This is a genomic window from Acididesulfobacillus acetoxydans (genome assembly GCF_902729405.1).
GTDB lineage: Bacteria > Bacillota > Desulfitobacteriia > Desulfitobacteriales > Desulfitobacteriaceae > Acididesulfobacillus > Acididesulfobacillus acetoxydans.
The window spans coordinates 60,719-80,833 of the sequence record NZ_LR746496.1 but is presented as its reverse complement, the minus strand read 5'-3'; the positions used below and the strand labels follow the sequence as shown (position 1 = coordinate 80,833).

The window sequence follows — 20,115 nt, the reverse complement described above, 5'->3', positions numbered from 1 at the left end:
TTTCCATTTACAGCCGGATTCCGGCGATTGGTTGAGTGCTCGGCGCTTTGAAGATAGGGGGGGCTGACGTGACCAAGAAACGAGAATTGCCGTTGCTGCCATTAAGGGGAATCCTGGTTTTTCCTTACATGGTGATCCATCTGGACGTCGGACGGGAACGCTCCATGGCGGCGATTGACGAAGCGATGCTGCGGGACCGGATGATTCTCCTGGCAGCCCAAAAAGAAACGGATATTGATTCACCGACCGTAGCGGACATTTATACCGTAGGGACGATTGCCGAGGTCAAACAGCTGCTCAAACTTCCGGGCGGGACGATGCGGGTTCTGGTTGAAGGTATAGCGCGCGGGAAAATCAAAGAATTTTTGGCGGAAGAACCCTTTTTCCAAGTTCGAGTGGAAGAGTACGCTGAAGGTCCCGGGCCTATGACGCCCGACCTGGAGGCTTTGACGCGAGGAGTTACGGATCAGTTTGAAGAGTATGCCAAGCTGGGGAAAAAAGTTCCCTCCGAGGCTGTGGGCGCGGTCTTGGCGGTGGAAGAACCGGGCCGGCTGGCAGATATCGTCGCTTCTCACCTCAACCTGAAGGTGGCGGAGAAACAGGTGGTTCTGGAGGCACTTGACGTTGAAGAGCGCTTGGAACGCCTGACAGAGTTCATTATGCGCGAGATCGAGATTCTGGAATTGGAGAGGCGCATTGGGCTCAGGGTGCGCAAACAAATGGAGAAAGCGCAGAAAGAGTACTATCTGCGGGAGCAGATTAAGGCGATTCAAAAAGAGCTGGGGGAAAAGGACGAGCGGCAGGCGGAAGCGGACGAGTTGCGGGAGAAAGTGGCCAAGGCCAAATTGCCCAAAGAAGTCGAGGAAAAGGCGCTCAAGGAGATCGAGCGCCTGGAGAAAATGCCGCCGGCGTCGGCGGAGGGAACCGTCGTCCGCACCTATTTGGACTGGCTCCTGGTTTTGCCTTGGAACAAGGCGACCCGGGACAAGACCGATCTGATCCGGGCGGAGGAAATACTGAATGAGGACCATTATGGTCTGCAAAAAGTTAAAGAGCGCATTTTAGAGTTCTTGGCGATCCGCAAACTGACGCCTAAGATGAAAAGCCCCATTCTCTGTTTTGTCGGGCCGCCCGGGGTCGGCAAGACTTCTCTGGCCAAGTCTGTGGCCCGGGCCCTGGAGCGGAAGTTTGTGCGGATGTCGCTTGGGGGCGTACGGGATGAAGCGGAAATCAGGGGACACCGCCGGACTTATATCGGGGCTTTGCCGGGCCGCGTGATTCAGGGGTTGCGCACGGCCGGAACGCGCAACCCGGTGTATCTGTTCGATGAAATTGACAAGATGACCATGGATTTTCGCGGCGATCCGTCTTCCGCCCTGCTGGAAGTGTTGGATCCGGAACAAAACAACACCTTCTCCGATCATTACTTGGAGGTTCCTTTTGATCTCTCCCACACGCTTTTCATTTTGACTGCCAATACGATGCACACGATCCCACGCCCCCTGTTGGACCGGATGGAGGTCATTTCCCTCAGTGGCTATACGGAGGACGAAAAGGTCCATATTGCACAGCGCTACCTGGTGCCGAAGCAGCTTAAGGCCCACGGCCTGAACAGCGAGATTTTGTCCATCGACCGGAATATTCTGCTGAAGCTGGTTCAGGGGTATACCCGGGAATCCGGTGTACGCAACCTGGAACGGGAGGTGGCAAGTCTTTGCCGCAAGGTGGCGACCCGCTGGGTGAAAAAAGAGTGGGAGCCTCATGTCCTAAACGAAGAGGATTTGGAGGAAATGCTCGGCGCACCCCGTTACCATGTGCAGTTGGCGGCCCGGGAACCGGAAGTCGGCGCTGCCACAGGGCTTGCCTACACCGAGGTCGGCGGGGATATCTTGACGATCGAGGTCACCCCCCTGCCGGGTAAAGGGAATTTGACTTTGACGGGGAAGTTGGGCGATGTGATGAAGGAATCCGCCCAGGCCGGCTGGACTTTCGTCCGGGCTCATGCCGCGGAGCTGGGTATTCCCGAAGATTTTTACGACAAAGTAGATCTTCACATCCATGTTCCCGAGGGGGCCATTCCGAAAGACGGGCCTTCTGCGGGAATTACGATGGCTGCCGCCATGGCTTCGGCCCTTTCCAAGCGGGCGGTGCGCTGTGATTTGGCGATGACCGGGGAGATAACCCTGCGAGGGAATGTGCTTCCCATCGGCGGTCTGAAGGAGAAGGTCCTGGCCGCTCACCGTTCCGGAATCAAAGTGATTTTGGTTCCGGAAGAAAACCGGAAGGATTTAGAAGAAGTGCCGGAAAACGTGCGGGAAGCCATCGAGTTCCACTTCGTCAGCCGCATGGAGGAAGTGCTGGAACTGGCCTTGCTCCCTGTCCGCACAGATGGGTACGAGGTTCCCCTGGCGCCCTTATTTGCTCCGGGTGTTCTTCCGGTACCCGCACCGGCGGGCGATCAGCCGGTTTCTAAGCCCTTGTAGAGCCCGGGGAAGGTCGGGCCCGGGGAAGAGCCCGGCAGGCGAGGGAGAGGGGTTGCGGAGTTTAAATGATTATCCGAAAAGCGGAATATGTTGCTTCGGCGGTCAAGGCAGACCAGTATCCCCGGGACGGGCTGCCGGAAATCGCTTTGGCCGGGCGGTCCAATGTGGGAAAATCTTCGTTGATCAACCGTTTCTTGGGCAGGCGTAACCTGGCCCGCACGGGAAATACGCCGGGGAAAACTCAGACGCTGAATTTTTACCGCGTCAATGGGGCCTGGTACTTTGTCGATTTGCCGGGCTACGGTTACGCCAAAGTTTCTCAGACGGTTAAAGCACAATGGGGCGGGATGACGGGCAATTACTTTAAAAAGCGGGAGAACCTGCGAGCGGTGCTCCAGATCGTGGACATCCGCCGTGAACCGAGCGCGGAGGATCTCGCCATGAATGCCTGGCTGCGCGGAAACGGGATCCCGGTGTTGGTCGTGGCGACCAAGGCCGATAAAGTGGCCAGGGGGCAATGGCCCCAACACCTGAAACAGATCTCCGGCAGCCTGGCCATGGAGGTATGGCAAATTATTCCTTTCTCGGCCGCTTCTGGCTTCGGGGCGGATGATCTCCGGGCGGCGGTGGAGGAGATTCTCGGACCAAATCCAGTGTCCTAATTTCTTTTGCCCCAAAAAGGTCAAAAAAAAGCCCCTCTTGCATAGATATTTGGTAGGTGGAAGAAAAGGGGAGTCGGGGTTGGAAAATTATGCTCTGCTCGTCTTAAGCCTGGGGACGATCTTGGCGGGTGCCGGGGGCTTCACGAACGGGGTGGAGTGGCTTGGTAAGAAGCTCGGACTTGGGCACGGTGCGGTGGGCAGCATTTTGGCGGCGGTGGGAACCGCTCTGCCGGAGACGATGGTGCCGGTCATTGCTTTTCTGGGGGGTTCCCGCAGCGGCGAGATGACCTCGGAAATCGGGATCGGGGCCATTTTAGGCGCTCCTCTCATGTTGAGTACTCTGGCCTTTTTTATTTCGGGCCTGGCGGTTCTAATCTTCAGGCATGAGAACCGGCCGCTCTCCCTGGACAGCCGGGTCGTGGTTCACGACTTGGGTTTTTTTCTGGCTGTTTACGGGCTCGCTGTTATGGCCTCCTTTTTGCCGGTGCTGCCCAAGCGCCTTTGTGCTCTGATGTTGCTCGTAAGTTATGCATGGTATGTCATGAGGACGGTTCGGGCGAGTAAAGGTCAGGACGGCGGGGCAATCCCCCCTCCTCTCTACTTGGCCATGCGGGCACGCGATCCCGCTTTGGGCCGGGTCCTTACTCAAGTGGCCGTGGCCCTTCTCCTGATCATAGGGGGGGCGCACGGCTTCGTCCTGGCCGTGAAAGCGGTGGCCCTCGCTCAGGGGGTGCCGGCCTTTGTTCTCTCGCTCATTATAACTCCCATCGCCACGGAATTACCCGAGAAGTTCAACAGTGTCGTCTGGCTGCGCCAGGGCAAGGACACGCTGGCCCTGGGTAATATCAGCGGGGCCATGGTTTTTCAGAGTTCGGTCATACCGCCGTTGGGAATTCTTTTCACTCCTTGGCATCTGGAATACTTGGCGCTCTGGAGCGCGGTGCTGGCTTTGCTGGCGGCTTTGCTTCCGTATTACGTCCTGAAAAGGCATGGCAGGATCCGCCCGTCCACTCTGTTACTGGGCGGAGGCTTTTACCTGTTGTTTATCCTGACTGTTTTAGGAAGAAAATTCTAACCGCTGCGCCAAGGTGCGCAGCGGTCTTTTGATGCACTTCGTTGTGATAACAACGTCTCATTCTTAAGTTCAAGGGCAGGAAGCGAAGGGCCGTCGGCACGGCCGGGGATTGTTCTAGCCGGCCTCTCCGTCTTCGGGCGGGCCGGCCGGTGTTTCGGGTTCCGGTACAGGCTCGGGGATCGGAGCCGGTTCGCACGGTGCGCAAAACTGCTGCTTGGCCGCGAGAAAGGCGTGGTAATGCCGCTCTTCATCGGCTGCCATGTGGCTGAGGACGGTTTGGATCTCGGGAATGGGGATCTTCTCACACAGTTCGAGATAACCCCGGTGGGCTTTGGCTTCGTCTTCCATGTTCTGCTCTAAAGCCGTACAAAGATCATTGGTGTACCTCAGGTACTTGGCCCGCCAGTCGATCCAATGCCCGCTGTGGAAGGAACCGTAGCGGGGATCAACCCCGAGATGGCGCAGCATACGGCCCAGTTGTTCCAGGTGGTTCAGTTCCTCGAAGGCGATGGGGCGCAGCAGTCCGTCAAACTCGGGTTGATCGAAAACCACGGCCTGGTAAAGGTAGGTCGTCATGGCGGACAGTTCGGAATCTTTGCCGGCGTAGGCCTCATAGAGCCAGGCCGCGTAAGTAAAGTACGGTTCGGGGATTGTCATAGGAACGGGTTGTTCGCTCGCCGCGGGCAGGAGAAGGACCTGCCCGGGATAGATTCTGTCGGGATGCTGCAGGTTGTTCAACCGGATTAACTCAGACATACTCACTGAATAAGCCTGGGCGATCTTGTAAAGAGTGTCTCCAGCCTGTACGACATAATGTTGGTAATCCACAGAATTCCCCCCTTTCGGTCTATTGTCGATCTACTATATTCGTACCGTCCGGGGATGGTTATTGGATAATTATGTTTCATGAAATGGACAGGTCCGGCGTAGGATTATAGAAGAGACGGCGGGAGCGGAACCGGCCGTAAGTCGGGAGTTTTCTGAGGAGGAATAAGAGATGAGTCGGGCTGTTTTAAGGGGAATCAGTGCGTCGTTACTGGTCACGGTTTTGACTTTGCTGGCAGGAATGCTCTGGAACGCGACGGGGCTGGCTTTTGTGAGCGTATCCGCCCTGGTCAATCTGGGACTCTTATTCAGCTGTCTGGCCGGTGGTTACCGCGCCGCCAAGGACAGCGGCCTCTGGTTCTTGGGGGGGATTGCCGGAGCGGGGTATGTCGCGCTGGGGGCACTGCTCCTCGCCTTGTTTCTGCCGCTCAGCCCCGCGGGAGTGTTTCAGATCATGTCGGAAGGAGCGGCCCTGGGTCTCGTCGCGGGGCTCATGGGAATCAGGGGAAAGAGAAAATTCAGAGGCCCCGCTTTCCTGGGGAATTCCGGGCGTTCTCACGCCTGGGCGGGGTTAGACAGGGGCTATAGAGTCGGGGAGCAAGATGAAGGCCAAAATGAAGATGAAGATGAAGACGACGGGAAGGGCAGCGGCTGGTGTGAGCGGGCGGAAGAGAGAGACTGGGAGCCGGAGACGGAAATTTCCGAGCCTGGAGGTTCGGCGCGGGCATCTGCCAATATTCCTCTGTTTTCCCCGAGTCCGGGGGAGGAGCGGCAGCCGGAGTGGATGTGGGGAGAAAAAGTGAAACCCGGGCCGGAACCCGGGTTACCTTCGGTAGATGAAGGAAGGGCGGAGAAAAAAGCGGCCTGGGGGATTAACCGGGGGGGCAAGAGGAAGGAATCGGACGGGTGGGCGGAAGAAACCGCGGATATCCCGGAACGGGAAGTCGTGCCGAAGAGGGCGATGGTCCCCGCAAAGGGGCGTTCCCCCTGGTGGGAAGAGGATGTCGGCATCGGGAAGTAAAACGGAAATTTCGTACTCGTTACGCCGAGCTATCCGAGATGCAAGCAAATGGCTATCGAAAGACCGCATTTGTTCGGCGCTCGAGGAGGCCACCGCCCGGGTTTGGGCCGTTGCCTGCTCACTGATGGTGGCGACCAGAGATATTTCCGAGGCGATCCGTTCCGAACCGAGTGAGATTTTCTCCAGGAAGCCGGAGACTTCCCGGATTTGCCGGTTAACCACCAAGGTGCTCTGCTTAATTTTCCGAAAGGCCTCTTCTGTCTCCGCGATGACCCGGGTACCGACGCGGACAACTTTCTTCTCCGCGTCCATACCGGCCACCGCGTGCTCCGGATTCGAGCGAATATCTTGAATGATTCGCTTACGCAATTCACACGTTTTGACAAGGGGAGCACGGGTTAGTATAATGAACAGTGAAGGTGGTATCGAGATAGACCGGTCGCAATGCCATCATAAGAAAATGAAATAATACCCAAGGGATCATATCATAAGAAATGCTTAAACTCAAGGAACATGAAAAACGGCGCAACCGACTGTCAGAGAGAAGATCGGCATGCTGAGAGGTCTTTCGGTACGGACGCCGGGGTCGCATGGGAGAGGCAGGGGGGAAATACAGTACTTCCTGACGGCGGAGTCCGTTAAAGCCCGCACGAGATGCCCGCGGCGGAATCTGGGTGTGGGGGCCGGGGTCCGGCAGCCCGAGTCCCCGCTGGCAAAAAAGGTGGTACCGCGAAGCTCTTCGTCCTTTTAGGGGATGAAGGGCTTTTTGTATAGTTTAGCGAGCGGATTTGGAAAGGGGTTGGCAAAGATGCCGGAGGAGCAGAAAACGGGATCCGGGATCCAAATGGCCGGAGTCTACGAACCGAAGCGGGTTGAAAGCAAGTGGTATGCGTACTGGGAGGAAAACGGCTTTTTCCGCCAGGAAGCGGACAAGAGCCGCAGGCCGTTTTCAATTGTCATGCCGCCGCCGAATGTGACGGGGTCTCTTCACATGGGCCACGCTCTGAACGATACGGTTCAGGATGTGCTGACCCGTTTTAAGAGGATGCAGGGGTATAATACCCTTTGGCTGCCGGGAACGGATCACGCCGGGATCGCGACTCAGGCCAAAGTGGAGGAACAGCTGGCCAAAGAAGGGACGAGCCGGGAAGAGTTGGGGCGGGAGCGCTTCTTGGAACGGGTCTGGGATTGGAAACGTCAGTACGGCGGACGCATTACCCGACAGCTGCGGCGCTTAGGGGCTTCCTGCGACTGGTCCCGCGAACGTTTTACGCTGGATCAGGGGTGTTCCGAAGCGGTGAGAGAAGTCTTTGTCGATCTTTATCATAAAGGCTTGATCTACCGGGGAAACTACATTGTCAATTGGTGTCCGCACTGCCACACCACTATTTCCGACATCGAGGTTGAACACGTGGATCATGCCGGGCATCTTTATTACTTGCGTTATCCCCTCAAAGGAACGGATGAGTTTTTAACCGTGGCCACGACCCGTCCCGAGACGATGCTGGGGGATACGGCGGTGGCGGTGCACCCTGAGGACGAGCGCTACAGGCATGTGATCGGCCGGACTGTGGTTTTGCCCTTGGTCGGACGGGAAATCCCGGTTATCGCCGATGACTACGTGGAACGCGAGTTTGGCACGGGGGCGGTCAAGATCACCCCGGCCCACGATCCGAATGACTTCGAAATGGGACTTCGTCATAACCTGCCTGCGGTCGCGGTTCTTGACCGGGAGGCCAGGATGAACGAGAACGCGGGAAAATACCGGGGAATGGATCGTTATGAAGCCCGCAGGGCGATCGCCGCCGACCTGGAAGCGGCCGGGGTTTTGGTACGGACCGAGGATCATGCGCACGCAGTGGGGGAATGTTACCGTTGTGCCACCGTCATTGAACCTCTGGTGAGCCGGCAATGGTTTGTCAAGATGGAACCCTTGGCCAAACCGGCTATGGAAGCGGTGCGCGGGGGCCGGTTGGAATTTGTGCCGGCGCGCTTCACCAAGATTTATTTGGGTTGGCTGGAGAACATCCGGGACTGGTGCATTTCGCGGCAATTGTGGTGGGGTCATCAGATTCCGGTTTGGTATTGTGAGGAATGCGGAGCGGAAATCTGTGCTAAGGAAGATCCGGCTCTCTGCCCATCCTGCGGTTCCCGGAATTTGCGGCAAGACCCGGATGTGCTTGACACCTGGTTCTCATCCGGGCTTTGGCCGTTTTCTACGCTCGGCTGGCCTCGGATGACGCCGGAACTGGAACAGTTCTATCCGACGTCGGTACTGGTGACGGCACGGGACATCATTTTCTTCTGGGTGGCACGCATGATTTTCATGGCCCTGCAGTCTCGGGGAGAGGTGCCTTTCCGCCGGGTCATGATCCATGGCTTGGTCCTGGATGCGCAGGGCAGGAAAATGAGCAAGTCCCTGGGCAACGGGATCGATCCCATTGAGGTGATAGACCGGTATGGGGCTGATACCCTGCGCTTCATGCTCATTACGGGCAACACCGCGGGTAATGATTTGCGTTTCCATCCGGAGCGGTTGGAGGCGACTCGAAATTTTGCCAATAAGGTCTGGAACGCCTCGCGCTTTGTCTTGATGAATGTGGGGGATTTTGAGGAAGGGCCCAGAGGAGACTTGACCCAAGCGGACCGATGGATCCTGTCACGCTACTCAGCGACTGTGGCCGGGGTGACGGAGGCCTTGGAACAATTCGATTTGGGTGAAGCGGGCCGGACACTCTATGAGTTCATTTGGAATGAGTTCTGCGATTGGTATATCGAGCTGTCCAAACCGCGCCTTTACCGGCGGGAGGGGACGGCGGCTCCGGCAGGCGGCCGGGCTCAAGCCGGCGAGGCCTTGGAGGGGATGCCTGCCGCCGCGGGCGACAGCCTGGCCAGGCATACGGCCCAAGCGGTTTTGATCGAGGTTTTAGACGGTACCCTGCGCTTGCTCCATCCCTTTATGCCCTTCCTGACCGAGGAAATTTGGCAGAACCTCAAGCGGCATCTGCCCGGAAGCGCTAAGAGCCTTATGCTGGCCGCCTGGCCGGCCGGAACTGCCTGCCGGGACGAACGGGGAGAAGAGGAAATGCGCCTGGTCATGAACTGCACTAAAGCGATTCGGAATATCCGGGCGGAGATGAATATTTCCCCGGCCAAGAAGGCGGAAGCAATTATTGTGGTTCCGGACGAGGAGAGCAGGCGGATGCTTGAGGCCGGCCGAGAAGACCTCCGGCAGCTGGCGGGAGTTGCCAAACTGGATCTGGTCCCCGAACTGGCCGGTAAAGTCTCACAGGCGGCGGGTGCCGTATTGGAAGGAATTCAGATCTATGTCCCCTTGCGCGGTCTCTTGGATATAGACAAAGAAATTGCACGGATTGAGAAGGAGATTGCGCAAACGGTGCAAGAGGAAGCCAGGCTGGAGAAGAAACTGAACAATCCGGGGTTTGTGGCGAAGGCCCCGCCTGAGGTGGTTATGAAGGAACGGGAGAAACTGGCAGCGGCCGGCGGCCGTCGGCAGGCCCTGGAGGAACGGTTAAAAGGACTGTCCGATTAATGCCTGCGGAAGCCCGAAAGGTGTCAGCGGAGAAAGGGAGCGAAGAGATGGAGAAAGCGCCGACGGCAAAGCGGGGTCTTGAGGAGCCGCAGCGGGAAGCAGGCGTGGCGCGGGCGGAAAAATCCCGTGAGATGGAGGCGGCTCGGCAAGGGACAACAGGATCGGAGGCACCGGCCCAGGGGTACAGAAACGTAAAACCGGAGGGGATACCCGCGGCGGAGTACGGAGAAACCGCGCCGGAAGGGACGTCCGCCGAGGGTTACGGAAACGCAAAGCCGGAGGGGATGCCCGCGGCGGAGCACGGAGAAACCCTGCCGCAAGGGACGTCCGCCGCGAAGTACGGTCGGGTGTCGGAAGAAGAGTATGGGGAGGCCTTGGCCTATCTGGTTGGGCTCACGAAATTCGGCATGAATTTCGGGCTGGACCGGATCCGGGAACTCCTCAGGCGCCTGGGGAATCCGGAACAATCCCTCAGAATCATTCATGTGGGGGGCACAAACGGGAAGGGCTCGACAACGCTTATGACTGCGGAAATCTTGCGGGCGGCGGGCTGTAAAGTGGGGATGTTTACCTCTCCCCACCTGCACGATTACCGGGAGCGCATGGTGATCAACGGGGAAATGGTGCCGAAAGCCGCAGTCGTCAGGCTCATCGAACGCCTGAAACCGCACCTGGAAGAGATGGTGGCTCAAGGGCTGGAGCATCCCACGGAGTTTGAAGTGAACACGGCCATGTGTCTGGTGTATTTTGCCGAGGAAGAGGTAGATTTTGCCCTCTTAGAGGTCGGATTGGGCGGAGAAATCGATTCGACGAACGTCGTCCGACCCCTTGTCAGCGTGATTACCAATGTGGGCATGGATCATATGGACTATCTCGGGCCCGACATCCCGGCGATTGCCCGTAACAAGGCGGGGATTATCAAGCCGCATTCGGTTGTGATTACCGCAGCCAGGCGTCCGGAGGTTGTGGCTATTCTGCGGGAAAGGGCCCGGGAAGCCGGGGATCCTTTTTGGCAGGTGGGGGAAGATGTGCGCTGGGAGAGCCGCTGGAGCGGAGAAACGGAGCAGGAATTTGATTTATACGGTCTGTATGGTGCTTACCCCAAATTACACCTCACACTGATCGGCGCCCATCAGCTTGAGAATGCGGCCACAGCGGTGACGATATGCGAGATTTTGCGGGTCGCTTACGGGGTCACAATTCCCCGCCCTGCTATTTATGCGGGGCTTAAGCGAGCGAAGTGGCCCGGACGACTGGAATTGCTCAGTGTGACTCCCAAGGTTTTACTGGACGGAGCGCACAATTATGACGGGGCCAGGGTCCTGGTTCAAAGTCTGCCCCTGTTCCAACGCCGGCGTTTGGTGTTCGTTTTGGGTATGTTGGCGGATAAAGAACGGGAGCGGGTGGTGGATCTTTTGGCACCGTTGGCGGACGAAATCATCGTGACCAAACCGAATTCGCCCCGCGCCGGAGACTGGCAGGCGCTGGCTCGTATCGCGGCCCAATACGGCCGCCCGGTCTCCTTAGTGGAGGACCCGGAAGAAGCGGTTTCTTCGGGATTGCAGCACTTGGGTCCGGAAGATATGCTTTGTGTCACCGGTTCTCTTTATATGCTGGCCGCGGCGCGGCCGGCCTTGCTGCAAAGGCTGGGCCGTTCAGGGCCTGCCGGCGGAGAAGCCGAAAGGTCCGGAGAGAATCCGGCCGCGGTTAACTCAAACTGTTAGTTAATTGTAAGCGGCGATGGCGGAGACGGCAGCTGCGTTTATAGGAGTGGCTGAGCTCAAACCGTTGATGACGGGGGGGCAATGAGTAAGCGGCGTTTTAATGTTTAAGTGATAAAGGTTTTGGCAAGAATAACTTTGGAACAAGGTAAGCAGCCCGAACAGGGTATAAACTCGTGAAAAAAATTGCTTTTCTAAGAGATAGTGATATAATTAGTTTACACTTTTTCACGCTTGTGAAAGGTGAGAAATGGGGGATCTTGTTGAAGACACTAAAAATTCCGGAGGCAACCATTATCCGGCTTTCGGTTTATTCTCGGTACTTAACGGAGGTAGACCGTAAGGGGATTATTACAATTTCCTCCGGCGACATTGCCGAGGGCGTTGGTGTCAGCCCGGCTCAAGTCAGGAAAGATCTGGCTTATTTCGGAGAGTTCGGTACGCGCGGGGTGGGTTACAACGTCAAAGATTTGCGCCGCCACATCTTGAAGATTTTGGGGCTCAGTGTGGATTGGAGCGTGAGTCTGGTCGGCCTAGGAAATCTTGGCTTGGCTTTGTCCAGTTACAAAGGTTTCCGGGAACGCGGCTTTGTGATCACAAGCGTTTTCGATAGCGATCCCCAAAAGGTCGGAACTTTTGTCCACGGTGTTGAAGTTATGCCGGTAGAACGTCTGGAAGAGGTTGTAAGGCAAAATCGCACCCAAATCGGGATTATTTGCGTGCCGTCCGCGGCGTCGCAGGAGATTGCGGATAAGTTGGTCCGGGCCGGAGTGCAGGCTATTCTTAATTTTGCACCCGGTGTTCTTAATGTCCCTCCGGAGATTGAATTGCGCAATGTGGATTTAGCGGTGAATCTGGAAGTGCTCACGTTCAATGTCGGAGCGCAGCGCTTCTAAGGCGCTGCCTGAGTCGGACACTTTTGACGCAGTCATGCGGCTGCGCTTGGGAGATTTACGGGGCCGGGGATTTTAGCGAACAAACGGCATAAAGGGCTGGGTAACAGGGAAGTTGCCTGTCAGCGCGGCAAAGAGGTTGGGAGATACGGTAGCGTGTCTTCCAACCTTTGCTATTTGGGGAACCACTCTTTGGGGACGGGTTGGGTTGGGGTCTCTTCGGTCCATCGGTCGATGGCGGCCGTAGAAAGCTGCACTCGCGCAGCGCTGTTGTATAGTAGTTTACCCTGTATTATAATAAGGCAAAAGAAAGAGGGGAAATTGCGAATGGGAGTTCGAAAGGCGGAACTTGTCCTTTATGACACAACTTTGCGCGACGGGGCACAGGGAGAAGGAATTCACTTTTCCGTGAAGGACAAAATCCTTTACGTCCGGAAAATGGCCGCTATAGGTGTGCCTTATATTGAGGCGGGTTGGCCGGGCGCTAATCCCAGAGATGAGGAGTTTTTTGCCGCGGCCGGAACACTGGTTTTAGGCGAGGTGAAACTGGCGGCCTTTGGCAGTACGTGCCGGATCGGGGAGGCCCCCGAGGAGAGTGAAATCCTCAAGCGCCTTTTGGATTCCGGTGCGGGCGTCGTGACGATTTTCGGCAAGGCGTGGGACTTGCACGTGACCGATGTCCTGCGGGCTTCCCGGGAGGAGAACTTGCGCTTGATCAGGGAATCTGTGGCCTTCCTTGTCCGGGCGGGCAGGGAAGTCATTTTTGATGCCGAACATTTTTTTGACGGGCGCAAGGAGAACCCCGCCTACGCCTTGGAGTGCGTGAGGGCGGCGACCGAGGGTGGAGCGAGTGTGGCCGTCCTCTGCGATACGAACGGAGGAGCGCTTCCCCAAGGGATTACCGCGGGGGTTGAAGCGGTGAAGAAAGCGTTTCCCGGCTTGGTTCTCGGCATCCATGCCCACAATGACGGGGGTCTGGGTGTCGCCAACAGCCTGGCGGCGGTAGAGGCGGGTGTTACGCAGGTGCAGGGCACCTGGAACGGATTCGGCGAAAGGTGCGGCAACGCCAACTTGAGTACACTGGTGCCCTGGCTGCAGTTGAAGCAGGGCTATGTTCTTCTCCCGGAGAAGGCTTTGCCCCAATTGACAAGTCTTTCCCGTTATGTGTCCGAGTTGGCCAATGCCAAGTTTGACGAAAAGCAGCCTTTTGTGGGCAGAAGCGCCTTTGCGCATAAAGCGGGGATGCACGTCGACGCGGTTCTCAAAAATGAGAGGACTTTTGAGCATATCGATCCGGAAACTGTGGGCAATGAACGGCGAATCCTGATCTCGGACCAGGCGGGCCGGGCAAATATCTGGGAGAAGATGCGGAAGTTCGCACCCGGGATTTTGAAAGACGACCCCAGGGTGGAACAAGCGATGCTTAGGATCAAAGAGCTGGAAAATAAGGGTTTTCTCTTTGAGACGGCGGATGGGAGTCTGGAATTATTGCTGCTGCGCATTCTCGGATGGTTTGAACCGCCGTTTGAGATGCTTGACTATCATGTCTGGAGCGATCCCCTGCGCGGTGAACTCGATTCCGTGGCAGTGGTGAAAGTCCAGGTCGGGGAAAAACAGGTGCACATCGCCTCAGAGGGCAATGGGCCGGTCAATGCTCTGGACCAGGCCTTGAGAGAGGCTCTGCGCGCGTTCTTTCCGGCCTTGGCGGAGAGCGAACTGGTTGATTACAAGGTGCGCGTTCTGGATGGTTCCAGGGGAACGGAAGCGGTGGTCAGGGTGGTGGTGGAGACCCGTTTGGGGACAGAGACCTGGGGAACCATCGGCGTGTCGACCAATATTTTAAAAGCCAGCGCTCAGGCTTTGCTGGACGGCTTGTATCTGGCGATCCGGAGGACGGAGGGCGGAAGCCGATAATCCGGACGACGGAATAGGGTCATCCGGACGAAGGGGATCAGTCAGGATAGGGACGACGGGGGTTTGTTGTGCCTGGTTCTAAGGGCAGTCTGCCGGCTCAGGATTCCTCAGCGCGCAGGCAATTCTTGCGGCTCTGCCCGCACATAGTTCAGGATTCACATAGTTTTGGATCCGGATAGTTTATACCTCGGATAGTTAAGGACCAGAGTAGTTTGGGATGAAACGGAGTTTTTCGGGGACGGACGGCAAAACTAAGCCGAAACCCGGGGAATTCCCTTTTTTGATCACTTCTGCTGACAAAGAGAAGAGAATACTGTATAATGTATACATAATCCATGGCCCCTTATCCGTGGTCCATGGTCCATTATTCGCAAAGAGAGGTAAAGTTTATGCGCCAGGAAAAGGATTTCTTGGGCTCCCGCGAGGTGCCCGATGAGGTTTATTATGGGATTCAGACGCTGCGGGCGGTTGATAATTTTCCGATTACGGGGTACCGGCCTCATGAGGAACTCATCCGTGGTCTGGCTTTGGTCAAGGCAGCCGCCGCACGGGCCAATATGGAGACCGGATCTTTAAACAAGACGATCGGTGAGGCCATTGTGCAAGCGGCCGAGGAAATCGCCTCCGGCCGTTTGCATGAGTCTTTTGTTGTCGACGTGATCCAGGGAGGGGCCGGCACGTCGATGAACATGAATACCAATGAGGTGATCGCGAACCGCGCGATTGAAATTCTCGGGGGGGAAAAGGGGGATTATGCCAGAGTTCATCCCAATTCCCACGTCAACATGGGGCAGAGTACCAATGATGTCTTTCCCACCGCTGTCCGCATCGCCTGTCTCAATGTCAGTCAGGCCTTGCTCTCCGGGTTGTCCGAGCTGCGGCAGGCTTTCGAGAGGAAAGCGGAGGAATTTGACGGGGTTCTCAAGATGGGGCGGACGCATTTGCAGGATGCGGTGCCCATCCGCTTGGGCCAGGAGTTTTCCGCCTATGCCCGGATGATTGGACGGGACAGGAAACGCCTGGAAAACGCTGTCACTTCCTTGGAAGTGGTCAATATGGGCGCGACGGCGGTAGGAACCGGGCTGAACGCCGACCCGGCCTATATCGCGCGCGTGACCGATATCCTCGGGGAAATCAGCGGTCTGCCCTTACGGCGGGCGGAAAATCTGGTGGATGCCACCCAGAACACGGATGCTTTTTTGGAGGTTTCCGGTTCCCTGAAGACTCTGGCGGTGGATTTGTCGAAGGTAGCCAATGACCTCCGGCTCATGGCCTCCGGGCCGAGGGCAGGTCTCAAGGAGATCAACCTGCCGCCGCAGCAACCGGGGTCGTCCATCATGCCCGGGAAAGTCAACCCGGTGATCCCCGAGGTGGTCAACCAAGTGGCTTTTCAGGTGCAGGGGAACGATTTGACCGTGTCTTTGGCCTGCGGGGCGGGACAGCTGGAACTGAACGTCATGGAACCGGTGATCGTTTTCAATCTCCTGCAGTCTTTGGACATTTTGCGCAATGTGGTTCGGGTCTTCCGGGAGCGCTGTGTCGTGGGGATCACAGCGAACGGAGAACGCTGTGCGCAGATGGTGGAAAACAGTGTCGGCGTGATTACGGCGATCAATCCTCATGTCGGATATGAGGTCGCTTCGGCCATAGCCAAGGAGGCGATCAACAGCGGGCGCCCCGTGCGGGAAATAGTTCTGGAAAAAGGGGTTCTCACGGAGGAGGAGTTGAACATCATTCTCCACCCGCTGGAAATGACCAATCCCGGAATTGCGGGGGCGAAATTGCTCAAACGCTAGAATTTCCCCTAAGTTTCTCGTTTTCTCTACTTTTCTCTTGCTTCTTGCGAACCCACTCGGAAAATGCTACACTAAGACTAATGTATTCTGCAGCCAGGAGCTCTCGGCCCTGGCTCGTTTCTGTGAGTGTTGGGGGTCGAAAGATGGCGGTTGGCCGTAACTCGTCCGGTACAGGCAGGGCGATCCTGCTGATTCTCTCAGGGGCCGCGTTAGGTACCTTGGTTGGTTTCGGCTTAGAGAAATATGGGATTTTGACTCCTTTTTTGCGGCCGGCCGTAATCGACGTCCCGTCACACACCTATTTGGATTTCTTTTTCCTCTCTCTGTCCTTTGGCTTTCGCCTGAACATCACGGCCGCCACCTTGCTGGGGGCTCTGGGAGGGTATTACCTGTCAAGGAAGTGGTAATCTCATGCTTGTTCTGGCCTCATCCTCTCCGAGAAGGCGAATGCTCCTCGGCGACTGGGGTTATGAGTTTGCGCTGGTCTTTCCGACGGTGAAGGAGGAATTGCCCGCGGGGATACCGCCCGAGACCGGGGTGCGTATCTTGGCCGAATGGAAAGCCGAAGCGGGTCTGGTCCGGTGGCTAAAGGACGGGGGCGGGCATGAGGACGTGATTTTGGCCGCGGATACGCTGGTCGTGCTCGGCGGGCAGACTCTGGGAAAACCGGCGGGAGCGGAGGAAGCGGCGGCCATGCTGCTGAGGCTGAGCGGCAAGGAACACTCGGTTCTGACCGGAGTGGCACTCCGTGACGGAGTCCGCCTCGAGTCCGGCTGGGTGGAGACGAGAGTGTGCTTTCGTGACCTTTCCCCGGCAGAGATTGCAGCCTATGTCCGGACCGGCGAGCCTTTGGATAAAGCTGGGGCCTATGGTATCCAGGGGCCGGCCGGGGCTTTTGTCCGGGAATTCACAGGTTCTTTGAGCAATGTCATCGGCTTGCCCATGGAGTATGTGGCGGAGCGGCTCGAGGCGTGGGGGATTCGGCAGGAAAGGCATCGCCCTGCGTGAGGTGGATGATGGATTACCGGCGGCTTAAAGATTTGCCTGAGGAGATGTTTCCCCGGGAACGGCTTTTCCGGCTGGGTCCGGAAGCGCTGTCCAACCGGGAGATTTTGGCGGTCCTTCTGCGCACGGGTTGCAAAGGGGAAAATGTTTTGGACTTGGCGGAGCGGCTGCTCACGGAATCAGGCGGTCTGGCCGGTTTGGGCCGGCAGACGGTTCACGACTTGGCCCGGCAGCACGGTTTGGGCCAGGCCAAAGCTTCGGTCATCAAAGCGGCCCTGGAATTGGGCCGGCGTTGTGTGACGACTGACCCTTTGACAAGACCGGTGGTCAATTCCCCTCAGGATGTCGCTCATTTGGTGATGGAGGAAATGCGCTATCTGGACCGGGAACATTTCCGGGTGGTGAGTCTGACGACGAAAAACCACGTCCTCGGCATTACCCCGATTTCGGTGGGTTCGTTAAATTCCTCCCTGGTCCATCCGCGGGAGTGTTTTAAAGAGGCCATCCGCCGCAACTCCAACGCGATTATCCTCTTGCACAACCACCCGAGCGGGGATCCGACGCCGAGCCAAGAGGATGTCGAGGTGACCCGGCGCTTGGCCGAGGGCGGATCACTGTTAGGGATTGAAGTGCTAGATCATGTAATTATTGGAGATAACAGGTACATAAGCCTTAAAGAACGAGGAATATTATAAGTAGTCTGGTTCAGGGAAGGGGTTATTCAATAATGCGCTTTGGCAAAGATTTAGGGATCGACTTGGGTACGGCCAACACCTTGGTCCACGTGCGCGGGAAGGGAATCGTCGTGCGGGAACCGTCGGTCGTCGCCATGGATATGGACAATAAGGCCCCCCTCGCTGTGGGAGACAAGGCGAAAGAAATGATCGGGCGCACGCCCAGTCACATCGTGGCCATTCGTCCCCTCAAAGACGGAGTCATATCGGATTTTAACGTAACCCAGAAAATGCTGAAATATTTTATTTCCCGGGCTCTGGGTTCCGATTCGCCTTTCGCCCGTCCCCGGGTGGTGATTTGCGTTCCCTCCGGGGTGACGCCTGTTGAGGAACGGGCGGTGAAAGAAGCCGCGCTGGCGGCGGGAGCTAAAGACCCCATCATTATGGAGGAACCTATGGCGGCCGCTATTGGGGCGGGGTTGCCGGTCAGTGAGCCGACCGGAAACATGATTGTCGATATCGGCGGCGGCACCACCGAAGTGGCCGTAATTTCTCTGGGAGGGATCGTGACCAGCCGCTCTATCCGGGTGGCAGGGGATGAGATGGACGACGCCATCGTGGCGCACATCAAACGCCGTTACAACCTCATGGTCGGTTACCGTACCGCCGAGGACATCAAGACGGAGATCGGTTCGGCTTATATGGCGGAAAAAGGGATTACTTATGCGGTACGCGGCCGGGACCTTTTGACCGGACTGCCCAAGACCATTGAAGTGACGGCGGAGGAGATCCAGGAGGCCCTGCAGGAGCCGGTGATGGCGATCGTGGATGCGATTAAATCCTGTTTAGAGAAGACACCGCCCGAGTTGGCGGCCGACATTATGGATCGCGGAATTATGATGGCGGGGGGAGGATCTCTCTTACGCCATCTCGATCAACTCATCGCGGATGAGACCTGCATCCCGGTGCACGTGGCGGAGGATCCTTTGTCTTGCGTCGCTCTGGGGACGGGGCGGGTTTTAGAAGACAGCGAAATCATGAAGAAAATCTCCTCTCTGCAGAAAAGTTAGTCGGCTGAGGGAAAAGTGTGGAAGCTGGGGGAAAGCACGGTGGGGAGAAGGGTTAATCTGACGGGAATCGCGGTTCTCGTCTTCTTTCTATTGTTGGGTATTCTGGTGAGCATGCGTTTGACCGGTTTGGGCCGAACTTTTCCCAATCCGGTGGGGGGGGTGATCCAACGGCTGGCGAGTCCGGTGGAAAACGTTATTCTCAGTGTGGGTAACCGGATTAAGAGAGATACACGCGCCCTCTGGAGCTTCGACCAGGTCGAGAAGGAAAATGTGGCTCTGCGGCGGGACGTGAACAAACTGACGGGGGAGAACCTGAGTCTCAAGGAACAGATTCTGGCCGGAATGCGCTATGCGGCTCTCGACCAAGGGGAGTTTCGCAGTCCCGCTCTGGACAAGTACGCGAAGGTGGGGGCGACGATCATCGACCGCAATCCGACGGCCTGGTATCAGACTCTGACCCTGAATCGGGGCAGTGCGGACGGAGTGGCGGTCAATGATCCGGTCATCGCGAATTTGGGCTTGGTAGGCAAGGTGGTATCCGTGACGGCTAAGACAGCCGAAGTGCTGCTGATCACGGACGGGCAGGGACAGGTGAGCGCCCTGGTGCGGGGGAGCTCCGGCAACCCCACCTTCGGCATCGTTCAGGGCACCTACAAGGCGGGATCGCGGCTGACCTCGACCGGGCACCTGGAGATGCTGTTTCGCCGTGCCGACAAGGTCAACGTCGGGGACTTGGTCCTGACCTCAGGCTTGGGAGGGGTGTACCCGGTGGATATACCCGTAGGCAAGGTCCAAGAAGTACAGCTGGACAAAACCGGCCTTCTAAAAACAGCGTATATTGACCCCCTGGTGAACTTTGATTCCCTGGAAGAAGTCTATATCGTGAAGACGGTTGGGGGAAAGTGAAATGAGACGCTTTCTGATTTTGGCTTTTCTTCTTTTTCTCACTTTGGTTCTTCCGGGGACGCTGTTCCACCTGTTGGCCTGGTCCGGAATCAAGCCGGATTTAACCATGCTCCTCGTCATCTACATTGCTCAGCACAGCCGGCCGGCCAGCGCTCTGGCCTGGGGTTTGGGGGCGGGGTTGGTAGAAGATCTCTATTTGGGGCATTTTGTCGGTATGTACTCCCTGACCCTGACTGTTGTGGCGCTCCTGACCCTCTACCTGAACAGCCGTTGGTACCGGGAAAATTTTATCTTGACGGTCTTGCTCGTTTTTTTGGTCACGGCGGTCGGGCAGCTCCTGATCGGTTTTTTGGGGTTCGGGGCTGGGCTGAGTTGGTCGGCGGGAGATATTTTCCGCGTTGTGCTGGGGGTTTCCGTTTACAATGCCGTCCTGGTTTTGGTCACATATCCCTGGATTCATCGCTCGTTTATGCAGGGCTGGCTGAGGTACCAGGCCAAGTATGAACGCTGAAAGGGA

Annotated in this window: 15 protein-coding genes and 1 pseudogene; 15 read left to right on the top strand and 1 reads right to left on the bottom strand. The window is 57.0% G+C overall.

The window, feature by feature from the left end; genetic code table 11:
* Positions 1-68: 68 nt before the first annotated feature.
* From lon to MNU25_RS00340, 3 genes are all read left to right on the top strand, one after another.
* Positions 69-2,483, top strand: coding sequence for an endopeptidase La (gene lon, locus MNU25_RS00350; protein WP_240983258.1), 2,415 nt, complete (start codon positions 69-71; stop codon positions 2,481-2,483).
* Between the two features lie 65 nt (positions 2,484-2,548).
* Positions 2,549-3,145, top strand: coding sequence for a ribosome biogenesis GTP-binding protein YihA/YsxC (gene yihA / locus MNU25_RS00345; protein ID WP_240983257.1), 597 nt, complete (start codon positions 2,549-2,551; stop codon positions 3,143-3,145).
* Between the two features lie 79 nt (positions 3,146-3,224).
* Positions 3,225-4,220, top strand: coding sequence for a sodium:calcium antiporter (locus MNU25_RS00340; protein ID WP_240983256.1), 996 nt, complete (start codon positions 3,225-3,227; stop codon positions 4,218-4,220).
* 114 nt (positions 4,221-4,334) lie between these two features.
* Here MNU25_RS00340 and MNU25_RS00335 read toward each other — a convergent pair whose 3' ends face one another.
* The gene (locus tag MNU25_RS00335; RefSeq protein ID WP_240983255.1) at positions 4,335-5,048 is read right to left on the bottom strand and encodes a LysM peptidoglycan-binding domain-containing protein; all 714 of its coding nucleotides are present in this window, start codon (positions 5,046-5,048) and stop codon (positions 4,335-4,337) included.
* Positions 5,049-5,217: 169 nt separating this feature from the next.
* Between MNU25_RS00335 and MNU25_RS00330 the strand changes: the two genes are divergently transcribed.
* The 12 genes and pseudogenes from MNU25_RS00330 (at position 5,218) to mreD (ending at position 20,109) form a co-directional block, all read left to right on the top strand.
* Positions 5,218-6,066, top strand: a complete 849-nt coding sequence (locus MNU25_RS00330; RefSeq protein WP_240983254.1) for a hypothetical protein — start codon at positions 5,218-5,220, stop codon at positions 6,064-6,066.
* An 808-nt stretch (positions 6,067-6,874) separates the two neighbouring features.
* Positions 6,875-9,619, top strand: coding sequence for a valine--tRNA ligase (locus MNU25_RS00325; protein ID WP_240983253.1), 2,745 nt, complete (start codon positions 6,875-6,877; stop codon positions 9,617-9,619).
* A gap of 284 nt (positions 9,620-9,903) precedes the next feature.
* Positions 9,904-11,343, top strand: coding sequence for a bifunctional folylpolyglutamate synthase/dihydrofolate synthase (locus MNU25_RS00320; protein ID WP_372503582.1), 1,440 nt, complete (start codon positions 9,904-9,906; stop codon positions 11,341-11,343).
* A 260-nt stretch (positions 11,344-11,603) separates the two neighbouring features.
* Positions 11,604-12,236 carry a redox-sensing transcriptional repressor Rex gene (locus tag MNU25_RS00315; RefSeq protein ID WP_240983252.1) on the top strand — a complete coding sequence of 211 codons (633 nt, stop codon included), beginning with the start codon at positions 11,604-11,606 and terminating at the stop codon, positions 12,234-12,236.
* A gap of 324 nt (positions 12,237-12,560) precedes the next feature.
* Positions 12,561-14,147, top strand: coding sequence for a citramalate synthase (cimA, locus tag MNU25_RS00310; protein ID WP_240983251.1), 1,587 nt, complete (start codon positions 12,561-12,563; stop codon positions 14,145-14,147).
* A gap of 389 nt (positions 14,148-14,536) precedes the next feature.
* The gene (gene aspA, locus MNU25_RS00305; protein WP_240983250.1) at positions 14,537-15,943 is read left to right on the top strand and encodes an aspartate ammonia-lyase; all 1,407 of its coding nucleotides are present in this window, start codon (positions 14,537-14,539) and stop codon (positions 15,941-15,943) included.
* Positions 15,944-16,086: 143 nt separating this feature from the next.
* Positions 16,087-16,350: a DUF4321 domain-containing protein gene (locus MNU25_RS00300; protein ID WP_047831374.1), complete on the top strand. Its 264-nt coding sequence runs from the start codon at positions 16,087-16,089 to the stop codon at positions 16,348-16,350.
* A gap of 4 nt (positions 16,351-16,354) precedes the next feature.
* Positions 16,355-16,979 (top strand): annotated as a pseudogene (locus MNU25_RS00295) (Maf family protein).
* Positions 16,960-17,643, top strand: coding sequence for a RadC family protein (gene radC, locus MNU25_RS00290; protein WP_240986672.1), 684 nt, complete (start codon positions 16,960-16,962; stop codon positions 17,641-17,643). Before MNU25_RS00295 ends, radC begins: the two are co-directional and overlap by 20 nt.
* A 32-nt stretch (positions 17,644-17,675) precedes the next feature.
* Positions 17,676-18,692: a rod shape-determining protein gene (locus tag MNU25_RS00285; protein ID WP_240983249.1), complete on the top strand. Its 1,017-nt coding sequence runs from the start codon at positions 17,676-17,678 to the stop codon at positions 18,690-18,692.
* 39 nt (positions 18,693-18,731) lie between these two features.
* A complete protein-coding gene (mreC, locus tag MNU25_RS00280) occupies positions 18,732-19,598 on the top strand; it encodes a rod shape-determining protein MreC (protein ID WP_240983248.1) in 867 nt (288 codons plus the stop codon).
* Between the two features lies 1 nt (position 19,599).
* A complete protein-coding gene (gene mreD, locus MNU25_RS00275) occupies positions 19,600-20,109 on the top strand; it encodes a rod shape-determining protein MreD (protein ID WP_240983247.1) in 510 nt (169 codons plus the stop codon).
* Positions 20,110-20,115 lie beyond the last annotated feature (6 nt).